This window comes from Thioclava sp. PTB-PU3-1 (assembly GCF_055666785.1).
The window spans coordinates 332957-349779 of sequence record NZ_JBVNVL010000002.1; the positions used below are offsets into that span (position 1 = coordinate 332957).

Sequence of the window (16823 nt, forward strand, 5' to 3'; positions counted from 1 at the left end):
GGAAACGGCCGATCCTTCACGACGCTCGATTGTTGTTCGAGGCGCTCGTGACAGTCGTGCGTGTGCGTGTCGATCTGTGGCGGCACCGCCACGATGCATTGCGCAAGATCGTGGTGTCCAATGCCGCGCGTTTTCCGGAGCCGAAAGCCGCTGACCGCGGCACTCTCGCTGAAATTTCATGGGCCGTGGCGGCTGCTGCGCGTCTCGTCCCGCAAGCGACCTGTTTGACACAGGCCACGTCGGGGCAGCTCTTGCTCGCACGTCGCGGGATCGACTCCACCGTGCGCCTGTCGCTGCCGATAGGCGGGGAAGAGTTTCGCCCGCATGCCTGGTTGATGTCCGACAATATTATCGTGCTTGGTGGAACGCGCGCGGAATTCGCGCGCCATACGTTGTTGAAGAATATGACGGCGTTTGCGCAAGGCGAGGCGCGCCCATGAACCGGCCCGCACTGCATTGCGCAATTGGCGGTTTCGCGGATCCCGCCAAGCTGGCAGCCGTTCCCGAGCTGCGGAACGCCGTGGTTGAAGCATCCGCGCGGTCTTCGGTTCTCATGTCGGGGCCGCAGACGACGCGCAGCGCAACCGGCGCGCTTGTCGCGGCAGACCTGGACCTGACCCACCTGAGCGACACGGCGCGGCGTCTGGCGATGCCGCCAAACAGCTCGGCCATCGAACTTGTTGCCGCAGCCTATGATCGCTTCGACGACGAGCTCGGCCATGTGCTCGAGGGGGCTTTCGCGATCGCAATCTGGGATCCAAAGCGCGCAACTCTTCTTGTCATCCGGGACCGGTTTGGTCTCAAGCCGGTGGTCTACCGGGCCAATACGCGCGGGCTTGCGTTGGCGAGCGATCCCGAAGCTGTCATCGCGGTGACCGGGGAACGCCCCGAGCATGACGTCCTCTGGATCACCGAACATCTCTCGGGGCAGCTGACAAATCAGACGCGCACGGCTTGGAAAGATATCGTCCGCTTGCCTCCGGGAAAGCTGATGCACTATCGCGATGGCACCCTGTCGCCCCAGCGCACGTGGTGGAGCCTCGAGCCCCGCGACCTGAGCGCGGCCGAGCAAACTGACGAGGCCTTGCGAGATGCGCTCTCGGACGCCACCGGCGAAGCAATGAGCGGAGGCTCCGCCGCCGCGATGCTCAGCGGGGGCCTTGATTCAAGTTCGCTGGCGATCCTGGCGTCGCGATTGTCGTCAGAGCCTTTCCCGACCTACTCGCTGCGGTTTCCCACTGCGCCTGAACTTGATGAGGGCGAATATATCGATGCCGTTCTGGAGGCCGGAAACTTCCGGCCCACTATGCTGAATGGCGGCGTTGGAACTGCGCTCGATCCAACGCTTTCGGACCTTTTCCTCACGAACCAGCAACAGCCTTTCCCGGGCTTTGGCATGGTAACGACGCATACGATCTGTTCCGCAGCGCGGGCGGATGGGCATGCCGTTTTGATCGACGGGCATGGCGGCGATGAAGTCATCGGAGGCGCGTCCTTTTCCTATCTCAATGAACTCGCCCGGTCCGGCGAGTGGGCGAAGCTTTGGATGTTGCTGAGAAAACTGCATGGGTTCGCGGGTGGCCGTGGTGCGGTCGCGTCCTTCGCGATGGCCTATGCGCGCCACGGAGGAAACCGTAACGCCGCGAAATTGGCGGGTCGGTTGCAGCGTCGGCTTTTCAGCTCGAGCGATCCGGCCCAACCGGATTGGTTCAGCATCGTCGCGCCGGAGCTGGTTTCGCGTTTGGATCTGCGCGCGCGTTCCGAAGCCGCGGGCACCGCACTCTATTCGGACATGCCATTTGGGTTTGCGACGCATGCGCGCGCGCTGGCGGGGGATTTGACGCCGAGTGCGTTCGAGCTGCTTGATCGAGCCACGCGTCCCTTGGGGCTTCAGTTGCGGTTCCCGTTCTACGACCGGCGCGTCGTCGAGCTTTGCGTAAACCGGTCCGATGCGGACAAGATTAAGAACGGACAGCCGCGCGCGCTGATGCGCGATGCGATGAAAGGCATCCTGCCGGAGCATGTCCGATTGAGATCGACGAAGGTCGACTTCACCGCCAACAATCGCCGCGCGATGCGCGAGGACCCGCAGGGACAGTTGCGGCGGTATATCGACAACCCGCCAGAACGACTTGAGCCATACGTCAATATCGCGCGCCTTCAAGAGACCGCGCGGGCGCTGTTCGACACCTCCGCCGATGCCGGTGGATTGGAGGTCATGCAGCTCTGGCGCGCTGCGTGGCTCGACATGTGGCTCGAGCGGGAAGAACGCGCCCGCCAACCGATTGCATATGGAATAGAACCGATAAGGGAGGTCCACGCGTGACCGAACTCGAACATATTGAACCCGCGCAGGGGCTCGGCGCCCCCGTATATTCCTACAGCACATACGGCATGCAGGTTGTTTCCGATATTGAACTCCCGGAGCTGGCCTCTTTCGTTCCCGGCTCGGTTGCAGAGCCGCGCAGCTTGCGCATTCGCCGTGCGCCGGTGGAACTGCCCGAAACCGGCAGATCTTTGCCGACCTGGTACGAGTTTGGGGCCACGGAAACACGGTTCTACTGGCAAACCGTCGGGGCCTTCTCCGTCAACCTCGACGGTACGGAAATTCTCTGCGAGCCCGCAGAGGGTGTCAGCGACGACCTCATCGCGTTTCCGCTGCTCGGTCCGATCCTGTTCGAGGCGCTCCGGCGTCAGGGGCATTTCGTTCTGCATGCGAGTGCGGTCTCCCTCGGAGGGCAGGCCGTCGTTCTGATGGCGGACAAGGGCACGGGAAAGTCGACCTCCGCGGCGGCATTGCTGAATGCCGGGGGCAAGCTCCTTGCGGATGACCTCGTCGCCTTTACGCCGGACGGTGAGGTTCTGTCGGGCTTCGGTCAGGTGAAGCTGTCCGACGCGGCCCTTGAGGCGCACCGGCCGCAGAAGTCCGTCGCCCGGGGCGATGTGCATGCGGCAATCGACAAGAAGCGGGTGCAGCTTCCTCGCGATGCGACGGCAGAATATGCGGCTCCCGCCGTGCGTCTCTATATTCTCGAACGCGGAGAGGGCGAGATGGCTTCCACCGCCGACGTGGCCGCCAGCCAGTCGCTGCCCGCGATCCTGCGGTTCTCCTACGGGGTGCGCTTCGGAGAGAACCTGCTGTCGGGAGAGCCAGCCAATCGCCATTTCCGGGACGCCGTCGCGCTTGCCGGGAGGGTGAAAGTCCGCATCCTGCGCCTTCCCGCAACGCTTGATGCCATGACCACCCTCGCAGATGCCATTCGCGCCGATCTGAATTCGGATCGCGCAAAGGCTGGAGACGAGGATTGAGCGACGTTCTCTCCGCCAGGGCGTCTCTCAGCGAGGCGCGCAACCTCTTCACGACGATGCGTCGTGCGGCGGGCAACAAGCTCTATATCGCCTTGGGCATGCTGATGCTGAGCAGCCTCAGCGAGGGCATTTCCGTCCTTCTGCTTCTGCCGATCCTGAGCCTCGTCTCCCGGTCGGAGGAAGGCGCGCCGATCATTGAGATCACTGAGCGCGAATTCATGGGCGTGACGCTTCCCGCCTTCACGCTCCCGCTCGCCGTGCTGCTCTCGATGCTCGTCTGCTTTCTCATTCTGCAGGCTTTGTTCAATCGGATGCGCACGGTCTATGTCACCGACATCCAGCTGAGGTTCTCCGCGATCTTGCGGCATGGTTTGTTTTCCGCCATCGCCGAGAGCCGGTGGGATCATCTGGTCCGCCAGCGCAACGCCGATCTGGAACATGCGCTCGTCGGCGAGGTGGAGCGGGTTCGGATGGCGTCGATGTTGTTGATGTCGCTTATCCAGGGCTCTGCATCGCTTGTGCTCTACGTGGCGCTGGGGCTGATGATTTCGGTGCCGATGACGGTGTTATCCGCCGTATTTGGCGTCGTCGCCTTTCTCGCGCTTCGACCTTACCGGAAGATGTCGGCGGAATACGGTGTGAAGCTGCAGGGGCTCCGGCGCGATCAGTTTCGTGCGGTCTCGGGTTTCCTGTCGGGGCTCAAGACGGCGAAAGCGATGAACCTCGAAGAGGCGGAGATTGCTGGGTTCGACGCGATCCTTGATATGGAGCGGACGGACACCCGCGAATTCGCGCGGCGCACCGCAACGGGCTCCGGAATTTTCCAGATCGCCCAGGCGATCGGCGCGGTGATCTTCATCTACCTGTCGCTCGTGCAGCTCGGCCTCGCGATTTCCGAGATCGTGGTCTTGCTGCTCGTGATGATGCGGCTGGCCCCGCGGTTCATGACGCTTCAGCAGCAGGCGCAGATGTTTCTGGTGAATTTGCCGGGGTGGCAGCATATCCGAAATGTCCAAGGTGAGATGATCCGCCAGCGCGATGTCGCAGCGGGATTGCCGATCGCGACGCGCGCGCCATGGCACGAGATCCAGTTGGAAAGCGCGTCCTATCGTCACGGCGAAGACCTGCCGCGTGCCTTGGAAGATGTCAGCCTTACGGTTCGCGCGGGGGAGGTGACGGCGCTGATCGGGCCGTCGGGCTCTGGGAAATCGACCATCGCGGATCTGATTTGCGGCCTCATTCGGCCCGAGACCGGCAAGATCCTCGTAGACGGTCAAGACCTCGATCCGATGGATATTCGGAGCTGGCGGCACCGGATTTCATACGTCACGCAGGACACCTATCTGCCACCGATGACGGTGCGCGAAGCTCTGCAGGTTGGCGCGCCGGAGGCGGATCAGCAGGACATGGAGGCGGCCCTCCGCGTCGCGTCTGCAGACTTCGTCTTCACGCTTCCCGCGCAGCTCGACACTCTGCTGGGGGAGCGTGGCGTGCTGTTGTCAGGGGGCGAACGCCAGCGGATTGCGCTGGCACGTGCTTTGCTGAGAAAGCCCGAGCTGCTGATCCTCGACGAGGCGACGAGCGCGCTCGACTGGCAAAGTCAGAACCGTATCGTGGCGAACCTTGCGAAGATCGAAACCCCGATGGCTATCCTCACGATCGCGCATCGCTATTCGATGGTCGAATTCGCGGATATGGTTTTCGCGTTGGAAGAGGGTCGGATCGTCGAGAGCGGTGCACCTGCCATCCTGCGCACCAAGCCCGACGCAAGGTTCATGAAGATGCGTGACGCCGAACGCAGCACGAGCCGCGCGGTGTGACATCGAACGGCGCTCTGAAGCTCAGCGATTTTCCTGATTGAGGTAGGCGCCGCGCGAAACATGCGACGTCGTATTGTCGTCCGAAGCCTCGCGACCGGCTTGCGCGGGCCCTTGATTCTTTCTCCGGGCCGTTTCCTCGCGGGTCATGATGGCGACGAGGCCGACGTACAGGATCTGACCGAGAAAGAAGATCGCAATACACAAAATCGCGACCATTCCCAAAGACATGCCATTCCAGAACCCGACCGCGCCAGCGATGATCGTGACAAGAGTCAGGACGACGAGAAATGGCATCAAGCGCATGGCTTGGCACTCCGAAACTTGGGCTCGGCTCCAGCGGTTACCTTCTCGATAATAACCGGTCAAGCATTTGAAATTCAATTGTTGCGTGTGTTGGTATTTGTGCCGCGCATCTCGGGCTTGTCCCAGCTTTTTCCCGGGTCCCCGAAATATCCGTTGTAATCTTCGAAATAGGCCTCGGTGCTGGAGACATCGACGAAGTCACGCAAATCTTCCATATCCACGCGGTTCAGCACCGTTCCCAAAAGGCGCTCGCGCAACGCTGCATTGGCCGACAGGATGCGGTTCAGCATCAACTTCGGCGTCTTGCCCCAGCTTGCCACGAGGAGCACGGTGTCGAGGTTCGGGATCATGGCACGCGCATCGACGATTGCGCCGAGCGGGGCGAGGTCGATGATCACGAAATCGAACTCGCTGCGCACCTCGGCAATCAACTCGCGCATGCCGCGTGAGGACAACAGCTCGGCGCTGTGGGTGAAGCCATTCGGCGGAATGCAGGGCAGGATATGCACACCGGTGCCTTCCACTTCACGCACCAGGTTGCGCCAAGGCGCGCGACCGGCAAGCACTTCGACAAGCCCGTCGCCATGGCGGAAGCCGAGGCGCTGGCTGAGCCCCGGGCGCCGGATGTCGCTATCGATCAAGAGCACCCGTGCATTGGACATGTTGAGCACGGCAGCCAGATTGAGAGACACCGTCGATTTGCCTTCCTCGGGACGCGCGGAGGTAACACCCAGCACGATTGCCCCGGTCTCGACCGGCGCGCGGATTTCTGCGGCGAGCCGCACGCTGCGCAAGGTTTCCGCGAAGAAAGATCTGGGATGGCGCACGGCGTAGATGGCGCTTTCACTGGTCGAATGCGACCCGTTTCTCGGTTTCGAGATATTCTCGGCGAGCCCGTCCCGCAGGTTCTGAAACACGGCGGTGCTTGTGATCGATCGGACCGGTTCCGACTGCGCCGACGTTTCGAACTCCGGCAGATAGCCGAGGAACGGTCCACCGGTTTCGTCCTGAACGTCATCCGAGGTACGCAGGAAACGCTCCCGCCATTCCTGCCAGGCCGTGATCATCATCCCGATGATCAACCCGAGCACGATCGAGATCGCAAGCGCGCGCTTCGTGCTCGGGCCGACCGGGTTGCGCGGCACGTCCGCCTTGGTCAGGATCCGCACGTTCGAGACGGGGAAGGATTTCTGTTGTTCGATCTCCTGAAACTTCGTCAGGAACGCCTGGTACAGGGTCGAGAGCGTGTCGGCGCGTTGCTGCAGCGCGCTATATTGAACCTCGACGGTGCCGGAACTCGTGTCGCTGTCGATCGCGAGGCCGAGGCTGTTCTTGAGCGCATCGACCTTCGCTTCGGCGCTTGAAAGATCGCTCTTCGCCTGTGCGCTTCCTTGCTTGAGAAGGGTGAACAGGCGTTCCGCAGCCGCCTGAACCTGTCGTTGGACCACCTTATACTGCGGGTGATCTTCGCCGAAGTTCGTCTTGATCTGATTGAGCATCGCCAGCGAGTCGGTGAGCGTATCGCGGGCTTGCTGCAGGGCCGGGTCGCTTCCGCCGCCAACCCCGGTGGAGCCGCCATCGACGAGGGCTTGGACCCCACCGGCAATGATCTGGTTGTAGGTATCGACGCGCGCCCGTGCGCGGGCCACATCGCTGACCGCATTGGCCATCTCGGCATTGAGCTGAACGACGGAATCCTTTGTCATCGAAACGCCCCGCGAGGAGACGAGCCCATGCTCGGCCCGGAAGGTTTCCGCATCCAGCGCGGCTTGTTGCGCCTGATTTTGCAGCTCCGTCAGCCGGTCCTGCATCCAGTTCGTCGTCCGCTCGGTCGCTTCGAAATTCGCATTGAGGACATCGGCGATGTAGCCCTCGGCGAGCGAATTCACGATTGCGGCGCTCATGGCCGGATCGTAGGACTCGTAGCTGATAGAGATCACGGAGCTTCTGCCGACACGCCCGACATCGATGCGCGCCTGCAGGGCGCGCGCGGCGAGGTCTTGCCGCGCGGCGGTGATCTGTTCGGGCGTCAGAGTGGTTGTGCCGCTCGGTTCGGGCTTCGAGCGTAGCCAGTTGATCGGTGTGCGGATCGTGTTGATCGCGCCGCCGATCAGCCGGGAAAACAGCGAGCTCGGCGGCGACGTGAAGGAGGGATTGTCGAGAAGATCGAGCTCCTTCACGACCGATTGCGAGATGCGGTCGGAGCGGATGATCAGCCGGGCATCTTCAAGGGCGGACTCGCTGAGATTGTTGTTCTCCGAAGCCCCGAGCTGTTCGATCGAACGGCTGATATTCGCGTCGAGCAGCAGTAGTGAATTGGCGAGGTAACTGCGCGGCGTGGTCGCCAGATAGATGATCCCGAGGATACCGAGGATCACGACGGGCACGATGATCGACCACCGCCGACGACGCAGGATACGCGTGAGCTGGCCCAGCGTTACGGTTTCGGGCGGTTTCGAGATCGGCCGCTCGAGATCGTTGCTGGTATCTGCGAATTTGAATTGCGTCTGTCTCAAGAGGTCGTTCCTCGCGCGTTGCGCCTTGAGGCTGTGTTGTGCGTGGCATCGGCAGATGCGCCGCCATAGATTTCCGTTCTGCTTCCGCCGGCAAGTCGCCAGACGACACCAATATGCAAGGCCGCGCGCATCAGATTCCGGTTGCGCGCCAAGAGGTCGGTGACGTGGCCCAGCGAAAGTCCGAGACAGGCGAGTGCTTTCGCACCGGCGCGTCCGAGTTCGATCATTCGTGCAGCGAACGTCTTGCCCTGCGAGACCAGAACGGCATGGGTCTGGCCCATGCGGAAGCGGCGCCGCAAAAGCCACGAAAGCCGCGCGCGTTCAGCAGGCACATCCTCTTCGAGCCACGCGTCCGGGGCGTAGGCAAGCGTCCCGCCGCGGCGCTTGATCTGGTCGAAGAAGATCGTGTCTTCGCCGCCGCTGCGACCGAATTCGGGATCGAACCGCAGGCCAGAGACGGCGGGGTGTTTCAGGACGAGCAGGACGTTGCAGGTGTAGCCCGCGCGCACGCGCCCTTCGCTATCAAGCTCGGCGAGGGTGTCGTGGATATGGCCAGCGCGCATCCACTCGGGGGCCGCGTCACTGTGGTAGGCACGCACGGGGCCGATCACCGCGGCGCTCTCTTCAGATTGGCGCGCCTCCATCAGGGCAGGGAGCCAGCCGGGCAGGGCGCGCTCGTCATCATCGAGGAAGGCGAGGCAGTCCAAGTCTTGCGCCTCGGCCGCGTCAAGAACTGCATTGCGCGCGATCGAGATGTTATGGGCGGGCGCGTGAAGATAGTGCAGCTCGAATGGAAGCGGCACCGAACGAACCCGCTCTTCGGACGAGGGTTCAAGATCGTTATCCGCGACGATGACGCAGATATCGAGGTCCGGCGGGAGCGTTTCGGCAAGCGAGGCGAGTGTGTCGCGCACGATTTCGCGACGATAAGTACACAGGCCGATGCCAATCTTGTCTTTGCGCTTAGGATTGGTCACTCAGGCACCCCGCGACCGATGGTTGGCATGCTATTGCCCAAAATCTGCGCCCAGAACCCCGCGGACCAGGCCAGATGCATGATGCCCGCGATCGGGCCCGCCGTGAGATTGGCCAGACGCTTCGTCTGGATCGCGATCGCCAGTCCAGCAACCGCACAGCCCAGAAGCCAGACGATCGCGGGTAGGACGAAGATCGGGTGCAGCGGGGCCAGCACGACAAGAGCGAGTGCCGGTGCCAGAGCCGCCACGATCGCCTGTCGCATTGCCGGGCGTTCCCGATGCAAGGCAAGAGTGCGGGCGCGTCCCTTGCCGAACCGGAAATATTGCGACGCGAGATCGCGCAGGGATTTGCGCGGGAAGTAGCGGACGAAGGTGCGCGCGGTCAGCCAGATCTTGCAGCCCGCGCGGATCAGGCGGTGATCGAGTTCCGCATCCTCGTTATGGCTGAATGTGGTGTTGTAACCACCGACCGAGCGAAAGGCGTTCAGACGAAACAGGGCATGATGACCGTGAATGACCCAACGGCCTTCCCCTGTGCCCCGATGTGCCGATCCGCCATTCCCGAAGCGCGAATTCTGAGCCCGCGCGATCTGGGTCTGCAACGGGGTGACACCTTCGGCGCGCATCCGCACGACGACGCTGTCGGCGCCGGTGTCGATGGCTTCGCTCATCAGCGTTTCGCAGAAATCGCTCGGGTAGGCGCTGTGTGCGTCCACACGGATCAACCATTCCGCGTCGTCGCCGAAACGCTCCACGGCGAGGTTGACCGCTGCGGCCTGCAGCTTGTCGGGATTGTGCAGCAGGACGATTTGCGGCGTTTCCTGTGCCATCTTCTCAACCACGGCGCAGGTCCCGTCCGTCGATCCGCCGTCGGCTACGATGACGGTCGCGTCCTGGGCGCGCGCGAAGGGCAGCAGCGCCGAGAGGACCGAGGCGATATGGTCGATCTCATTCAGCGTGGGGATGACGATGAGGATGCGGCTCAAGATTGTGCCTCCCGCAGATGCGTGGCGCCCTTTCGAGGCGCGCCAAGCGTGGGAAGATCCGCCAACCAGGACACGAGCGCACGGCATTCTGCGTGACCCGCCTCCCAAGTTGACCTCGGCTTCGTAGCGACCGCTTGCCGAAGCTTCTGGAGATCCGCACTGCTCAGGTCGGTAAGGGCTTGCGCGACCGACGCGCTCGACGGTTCTGCCACATGAACCCCGATGCCGAGAGTTTCGGTACGTCGTGCGACCTCGGTTCCCGCAAGAACCACCGGGACCGCACCATGCAGGCAGCCTTCGTACAGGCGGTTTGGCAGCAGCCAGTCCGAATTCTCTCCGGCCTCGTAGCGGTCGATCAGCCACGCAAGATCGACCGCGTCGTAAATCTCATCGAGATCATCGGGCGCGGTATAGGGACCGCCAAATTCGAGATCGGGATTTGCTGCGACGCGCTCATGGAAATCCGGGAGTTGATCGAGCGCCGGACGTCCGCGCATTTTGACCCGGAAATGTCCCGGTGCGTTGCGAGTGAGCGCGTCGAGCGTGTCCAGCGACCAGCGGCACCGGAGAATTCCATTCCAGCCAATCTGCAGCGGCCCCTCCAGAGGGCGCGTGCGTGTGCTAAGCTGTGCCGGATCAAGCGCGAGCGGCTTGTTTTCAATCAGGCACAGGTGCGGCGCGAGCTTCTCGAACGGCTGAGGGTGGCCGCGTTTGAACCCTTCCGAGGAATACAGAAGCCCCGATGCGGATTTGAGCGCCGCTGCCTCAATGGCCCGGATCGCCTTGGACGCCGGACCGTTCCCCGACAACAGACGATGCACGTCGAGCAGTTCGTAGACGAGACGTGCCGCCGGTGCGCGTCGCTTGAGATACGCCCCGAGCGCGAGCATTTCGAGATTGCGAGCGATGATGACGTCAGTCTCTTGGAGCGTCGGAAACTGCTTGGCGAGACCGGGGAGGGCCTTGAGCACCGAGAGCGCGCGCTGGGCCATTTTCCCATTCGCTGTGTGCCCGAGGACGAGCGCAGGCTCCGGCAGTGGCCGCGCTGAGCGTTGGAACCCCGCAAGCGTCACCTCGGCGCCGCCAGCGCGCAACATCTGAACGCGTCGCCAGATCGCGGCATCGTCGAGGTCATGAACGAGGTAGATCAAACGCATCTTGAAAGCCGTCTTCCCTGCGCTCACGCTGCCGCGCGATCAACGGCGTGGCAGTCACCGATCTGCACATGGTCCGCGTGACCGTCAGTCTGCAGGGGCGGGACATTCGCATCGGGCCCACTTCGAGTCATTCAACTTCCTCCAGATCGCCTGAAACGCGGCGCGGAGCGGACAAAAACCAACCACCGCAAAATCAGGCTTCGATCTGGGCAGTTTCCGGTCAAATGCTAAGGAGGGCAGGTTTGCCGAATTACTGCGCGGCATGCGGAAACGTCGCGCGAATATCCAAGGCGCTTAGAAACTGTGCGTAATGTGAACGAATAATCGGCGGCGCTTTCTGCGCTGCAGCGAGGTCGTTCGGCGCTTCGGTAGCGATTCTATTTACGCAATGAGAGTTCTTTCGACGCGCGCTCTGAGAAAACCCGCTTGGTTGCCTATTCAGAAATGGGGTTTGCGTAAATTCGTTAGTGGGTTGTCGATAAAATGCCTGCTGAATAGGCGCTTGGCATCTTTTGCACCTTTCACTGCTGAGTGATTGTGCGTCCATGGCTGCACGAGTGGCGGGAATTGCCTGCGGGCTGGCTCGGAGCGGCCCGTCATGGAAACCCTTGGAGGACATCTGAAGTGCATAGGGCGTCGCGTGCGGGGCATGTGATCCCTGAAAAGCCACTTCGGTTTGCGGCGCGATCGCAGCGCGAAGGGGAAGGTGGACGTTGGCTGGGGCAGCTTTCACGGACAAGGTTATTCCCGTCTTCTATGACGGTTATGAGATGCGCGCCTGGGAAATGCCTCTGGGGCGGCAGCTTTCGCAGCTGCGCGGGGTTGCGCGGCGCAGCTACCGCAAGCTGAAGCGCAAGCAGCCCTATACCGGGTTCTTCACGGCGTTCCTGAACCTGACGGAAAGTCTGCGGCGAAACGGGTATGACGTTCGGATCAATGATTTCGCGCTCGCCCGTCGGTCACCGGACAGGCCGATCGCCATTGCCGGTCATCAGTCGGTCTGGAGCGATGTCGATCTGCCCAATCCGACCCTGTTCGGGCCCGGCTGGGTACCCTATCCGGACCGTGCCGAGGCGATGCTTGCCGAGCGGAACTATCAGATCGTGACGCAGCCGTCGGAATGGCCGATCCGGCTTTATACGCCTCAGGTCGCCGCGAAAATGGCGCCGATGTTCGTCGGGATCGATACGGACCGCTGGCCGCTTCTCGCTGAGAACCGCAAGCAGATCGACTGCGTTATCTACAACAAGATCCGCTGGAACCACGCCGCGCGCGAGGCAGATACGATGCAGCCGCTGCGGGCCATGCTCGAACGCCGCGGCCTGAGTTCAGTCGAGCTAAAATATGGCGAGCACGAGTTGGCAGAGTATCGCAGCGCCTTGGCCAAGGGGCGGGCGTTGATCTTCGTGACCGAGCACGAAACCCAAGGCCTCGCTTATCAAGAGGCGATGTCTTCCGGCGTTCCGGTTTTCGCGTGGGACGAGGGCGAACTCGTCGATCCGCTCGGAGCCAAGTTTGTCCCCGAGGGCCTCGAAGTCTCTGCAGTTCCGTATTTCGACGATCGATGCGGGCTGCGTTGGACGCGCGCGAATATGGAAGACCGGTTCGAGGAATTCTGGGCGCGGCTCCCGGAGTATCAGCCGCGCGAATACATCCTCGATGAGCTTTCCCTCGAGCGCGGCGCTCGGCGCTTTCTGGACCTGTTTGAGAGGATCGCGTGATGGCGAACTGTAAACGATCGGCGTGCCGCGGTCGGTCAGACCCCTTTTCGACCAAGAAGGTGTTCTAATGCCGCTAGCGCTCGTGCGTATGCCGACCTATCGGCGCCCCGACCTGTTGCGCCGTGCGATAGGCACGCTTCAGGCGCAGACTTTCGAGGACTGGGTCTGTGAGGTGCGCGATGACTGCCCCGATGCGAGCGGCCGCGCGATGGTCGAAGAGATTGGCGATCCGCGGGTTCACTATGTGCAGAACCGCCCGCAGAAATTCATGACGCGCAATCTCGATGATTGTTTTCTCAAGGAGAACCCCTACAAGGCCGATTACTTCTGCATGCTGGAAGACGACAACCAAGTCTTCCCGGACTACCTTGCGCGCGGACACGAGATTTGCACCCAGCAGGGGGTGAACCTCTGCATGCTGAGCCAGGTCATCGAGCACGAAAGCCGAACGCCCAACGCCCGTCTCGGCGACAAGGGCATCTTCGATGATGTCTATGACGAGCGCACCTACACGCCCGAAGAGGTCCATCTGGCGATCTTCGGGTCGATCGGCGTGTCGAACGGTGCGCTGTTCTGGTCGCGCAAGATGGAGGGAAGTCTGGCGGTGAAGGTCGATACGATCCCGACGCTGGAGGAATATCTGCGCACGGCTCTGATCTCCGAACCTGTCTATGTCAGCCGCGAACGATTGGCCGCGTGGGCAGAGAACGAGACATCCACCACGAGAAATCTGGGCCTCGACAAGGGGTGGCTGCGTCGCGAGCTTGATCTCAAGGCGTCAATCACGCGGCTTCAACGGGCGATCTGGGGCCGAACCTCGCCAGAGGCGAAGGACGCATTTCTGGCTGGCGAGGTTCTGCGGATACCGCGTTCGGCACGGATCGAGGCGCTCCAGAAGGCGGGGATTGCGGCGAATGGAGTGCCGGGGAATTTCGAGCCAAAGGCGGTCTTGAAGCGGAATGCCGTACGCTTTGTCGGCCGCGCTCATTCCTCCGTAGATGCTACTCTGCCGAGAGTGCGGAGCTGAAATTTACACGCATTAAGTGTATGAAAACAGGACGTTTCGCCGCGAATAGCTGGCGGTCAGGCGATTCCCTCGTGTCTTGCACCGAGGTTTTCGGCCAGCCGCCGCCGATCGCAATTTCGTTAAATTCAGGAATCCAGCCCGTAAATGCGCGTTTTTTAAGCATTTTCGGGTGACTTTTTAATGCGCGCGCAACCGCGGATTGAATCGCCGCAAAAACCGCTAGCGGTTCATCGGAGCTGTGTAACCCTTTCTATATTCAATCAAACGTGGGGGTATATGTGGTGATTGAGAATTCTCGAAGCAAAAATGACGCCATCCGGTATGAGCGGCCCAAATTGAAACATTTGGGGTCTCTCGAAGATCTGACGCATGGCGGCCGCGGTCGCGGACACAAGGATGACGATTATGACGGACAGGGCTCGTACTGTCCGCCGGATTTGGCTTTCTCGTAACGGCGTTCGGAAAGCTCCGGGTGCTGCCAGTTGCCCGGTAAAGAAGTGGAAGCCTCGCAGCGATGCGAGGCTTTCGTCTTTCCCTTCCGCGCGTGTTGCTCTTTGATGGCGCGGCAAACGACAGGAAGGGAGCGCGCGCATGGCACGTATTTACGAAGACAATTCGCTCAGCATCGGAAACACGCCGCTGGTGCGGCTCAACCGCATGACCGAGGGTGCGGGCGCGACCGTTCTGGCCAAGATCGAGGGGCGCAACCCGGCGTGGTCGGTGAAGTGTCGCGTCGGTGCGAACATGATCTGGGATGCCGAGGAGCGTGGCGTGCTCGGTCCCGGCAAGGAGATCGTCGAGCCGACCTCGGGCAATACCGGGATCGCGCTGGCCTTCGTTGCCGCCTCGCGCGGCATCCCGATCACGCTGACCATGCCCGACACGATGAGCATCGAGCGTCGCAAGCTGCTGCTGGCTTATGGCGCAAAACTGGTGTTGACCGAAGGCGCGCAGGGCATGAAGGGGGCGATCGCCAAGGCCGAGGAGATCGCGGCCTCCGATCCCGACCGCTACGTGTTGCTGCAGCAGTTCAACAACCCCGCGAACCCCGAGATTCACGAGAAGACCACGGGGCCGGAGATTTTTGAGGATACCGATGGCGTGGTCGATATCTTCGTCGCGGGCGTCGGCACGGGCGGCACGATCACCGGCGTTTCGCGCTATCTGAAAAAGGAAAAGGGTCTGCCTGTGATCTCGGTCGCGGTGGAGCCCGAGGCTAGCCCGGTTCTCACGCAGGCCCGTGCGGGCGAGGCGCTGCACCCCGGTCCGCACAAGATTCAGGGCATCGGGGCGGGCTTCGTGCCGAAGGTGCTCGACATGGATCTGGTGGACCGGATCGAGCAGGTCAGCAATGACGAGGCGATCGAGATCGCCCGGCGGTTGGCGCGCGAAGAGGGTATCCTCGCCGGGATTTCCTGCGGCGCGGCTGCGGCTGCGGCGCTGCGTCTCGCGCGCGAACCGGAAAATGCGGGCAAGACCATCGTCGTCGTGCTGCCGGATTCCGGCGAGCGTTACCTGTCTTCGGCGCTGTTCGAAGGGATGTTCGACGAAGCGTGAGCCGTGGCCTTCGCCGCGTCCAGCAGTGCCGCCACCAGCTTCTGCGGGCGGTAGTTCAGGTCAGACGGCGTCAGCCCCATCCGCACCACGACCATATCAGCCGAGGGGATCACCGTGACGGTCTGCCCGTCATGCCCCTCGAGCCAGTAGGTGTCGGCGGGCAGCCCGAACCGCGCATCATCGCCCGCTTTCTGCTGATTGCTCGGCCCCGCGAGCCAAGTCATGCCCTGCCCATAGACCCCATCGGTCGGCGCGGGTGCATGCATCCGCTGCACGAATTCGGCGGGCAGCAATTGCCGGCCATCCCATTTGCCATCCTGTAGCAGGAACTGGCCGAAACGCGCCCAGTCCCGCGCGGTGGCGTAGAGGTAGGAACTGCCCACGAAGGTCCCGGAGGCGTCGGTCTCGAGCGTGGCCGAGCTCATCCCGAGGGGGTCGAACAGCTTGCGGCGCGGCCAGGCGAGCGCGGTGGAGGTGTCGCCCACCGCATTTTGCCAGATGCGCGACAGCAGCACGGCGGTGCCGCTGGAATAGCTGAAATGAGTGCCCGGCGGATGATCGAGCGGCTGGGAGGCTGCGAATTTCGCCATGTCCGGCTCGAGATAGAGCATCCGCGTCACATCCGAGACGTCGCCGTAATCCTCGTTGAAGCGCAGCCCGCTCGACATCGACATCAGCTGCGCGACGGTGATCTTCGCACGGTCGTCGCCCTGCCATTCGGGCAGCAGGTCGCTTTGGTCCATCCGCAGCTTGCCCGCCTCGATCGCGGTGCCGACAAGGGCCGCGGTGACGGTCTTCGTCATCGACCAGCCCAGAAGCGGCGTCGCGGCATCGAAGCCATCGCCGTAGCGCTCCGCCACCAGCTTGCCATCCTTGATGACCACCACCGCGCGCATCCCCGGCCCGGTCAGCGCATCGTCGCGCAAGACGGCTTCGAAGCGGCCTTGCCCGGTCAGGTCGGTCTGCGCACCGGTGGGCCAGAGGGCGGCGCTCGTGCTGGGGCCGGGCGCGGAGGGGGCGCTTTGATCGCGGGCGGCGGCCAGATTGCCATCGGGGAAGGTGGCGCAGCCGAGGCCCACGCGCTCCTCGGCGGTCGTCGGCGCGATGATCCCGGCGAAGGCGGCCCGGACCCGGCCTGCCTGGCGGTCGGTGCTGACCCAGAAGGCGCGCAGCAACGGATTGCCCGGCGCTTGCACATCGGTTTCGAGAACTTCGTCGGGGTCGCGGCCTTGCAGCGCTTCCGCTGAGCAGGTGATCTTCGCGCTATAGCCAGCGCCGACGCGCAGCAGCTCCGGCGGCACGATCACCGCGTAGAGCACCGCCACCACGACAAGCCCGCCGATCCCGGCAAGCACCGCTTTCCATCCCCGCATCTCGTCCTCCCTCGGGTTCCCGCCGCGCCGGACGCGCCAAGTCACCCGCCTGGTTCCGTTCGCGCTGTAGTTTTGGC

The 16823-nt window shown here is 62.6% G+C and carries 13 protein-coding genes; 7 read left to right on the top strand and 6 right to left on the bottom strand.

Features of this window, described 5'->3' with window-relative positions:
• Positions 1 to 29: 29 nt before the first annotated feature.
• From ACZ7GB_RS07100 to ACZ7GB_RS07115, 4 genes are read left to right on the top strand one after another with little or no spacing between them, the layout of a single operon-like run.
• Positions 30 to 440: a lasso peptide biosynthesis B2 protein gene (locus tag ACZ7GB_RS07100; RefSeq protein ID WP_472158084.1), complete on the top strand. Its 411-nt coding sequence runs from the start codon at positions 30 to 32 to the stop codon at positions 438 to 440.
• Positions 437 to 2326: an asparagine synthetase B family protein gene (locus tag ACZ7GB_RS07105; protein WP_472158085.1), complete on the top strand. Its 1890-nt coding sequence runs from the start codon at positions 437 to 439 to the stop codon at positions 2324 to 2326. Before ACZ7GB_RS07100 ends, ACZ7GB_RS07105 begins: the two co-directional genes overlap by 4 nt.
• Entirely contained in the window at positions 2323 to 3309 is a 987-nt protein-coding gene (locus ACZ7GB_RS07110; protein ID WP_472158086.1) for a phosphoenolpyruvate carboxykinase (ATP), read from the top strand. The genes ACZ7GB_RS07105 and ACZ7GB_RS07110 overlap by 4 nt, the downstream gene beginning before the upstream one ends.
• Positions 3306 to 5129, top strand: coding sequence for an ABC transporter ATP-binding protein (locus ACZ7GB_RS07115; protein ID WP_472158087.1), 1824 nt, complete (start codon positions 3306 to 3308; stop codon positions 5127 to 5129). Before ACZ7GB_RS07110 ends, ACZ7GB_RS07115 begins: the two co-directional genes overlap by 4 nt.
• A 21-nt stretch (positions 5130 to 5150) precedes the next feature.
• Here ACZ7GB_RS07115 and ACZ7GB_RS07120 read toward each other — a convergent pair whose 3' ends face one another.
• From ACZ7GB_RS07120 to ACZ7GB_RS07140, 5 genes are all read right to left on the bottom strand, one after another.
• The gene (locus ACZ7GB_RS07120; RefSeq protein ID WP_078542026.1) at positions 5151 to 5432 is read right to left on the bottom strand and encodes a hypothetical protein; all 282 of its coding nucleotides are present in this window, start codon (positions 5430 to 5432) and stop codon (positions 5151 to 5153) included.
• Positions 5433 to 5506: 74 nt separating this feature from the next.
• Positions 5507 to 7948 carry a GNVR domain-containing protein gene (locus ACZ7GB_RS07125; protein WP_472158088.1) on the bottom strand — a complete coding sequence of 814 codons (2442 nt, stop codon included), beginning with the start codon at positions 7946 to 7948 and terminating at the stop codon, positions 5507 to 5509.
• The gene (locus tag ACZ7GB_RS07130; protein WP_472158089.1) at positions 7945 to 8925 is read right to left on the bottom strand and encodes a glycosyltransferase family 2 protein; all 981 of its coding nucleotides are present in this window, start codon (positions 8923 to 8925) and stop codon (positions 7945 to 7947) included. The genes ACZ7GB_RS07125 and ACZ7GB_RS07130 overlap by 4 nt, the downstream gene beginning before the upstream one ends.
• A complete protein-coding gene (locus ACZ7GB_RS07135; protein ID WP_472158090.1) occupies positions 8922 to 9911 on the bottom strand; it encodes a glycosyltransferase family 2 protein in 990 nt (329 codons plus the stop codon). The genes ACZ7GB_RS07130 and ACZ7GB_RS07135 overlap by 4 nt, the downstream gene beginning before the upstream one ends.
• Entirely contained in the window at positions 9908 to 11068 is a 1161-nt protein-coding gene (locus ACZ7GB_RS07140) for a glycosyltransferase (RefSeq protein WP_472158091.1), read from the bottom strand. Before ACZ7GB_RS07140 ends, ACZ7GB_RS07135 begins: the two co-directional genes overlap by 4 nt.
• Before the next feature lie 713 nt (positions 11069 to 11781).
• Here ACZ7GB_RS07140 and ACZ7GB_RS07145 point away from each other — a divergent pair.
• The 3 genes from ACZ7GB_RS07145 (at position 11782) to cysK (ending at position 15373) form a co-directional block, all read left to right on the top strand.
• Positions 11782 to 12789 carry a glycosyltransferase gene (locus tag ACZ7GB_RS07145; RefSeq protein ID WP_472158092.1) on the top strand — a complete coding sequence of 336 codons (1008 nt, stop codon included), beginning with the start codon at positions 11782 to 11784 and terminating at the stop codon, positions 12787 to 12789.
• Positions 12790 to 12856: 67 nt separating this feature from the next.
• Positions 12857 to 13816 (top strand): glycosyltransferase, encoded by a 960-nt coding sequence (locus ACZ7GB_RS07150; protein WP_472158093.1) that lies wholly within the window; start codon positions 12857 to 12859, stop codon positions 13814 to 13816.
• Between the two features lie 591 nt (positions 13817 to 14407).
• Positions 14408 to 15373 (top strand): cysteine synthase A, encoded by a 966-nt coding sequence (cysK, locus tag ACZ7GB_RS07155; RefSeq protein WP_472158094.1) that lies wholly within the window; start codon positions 14408 to 14410, stop codon positions 15371 to 15373.
• Here the strand turns inward: cysK and ACZ7GB_RS07160 are convergent.
• Positions 15328 to 16746, bottom strand: coding sequence for a serine hydrolase domain-containing protein (locus ACZ7GB_RS07160; protein WP_472158095.1), 1419 nt, complete (start codon positions 16744 to 16746; stop codon positions 15328 to 15330). The genes cysK and ACZ7GB_RS07160 overlap by 46 nt on opposite strands.
• Between the last annotated feature and the right edge of the window lie 77 nt (positions 16747 to 16823).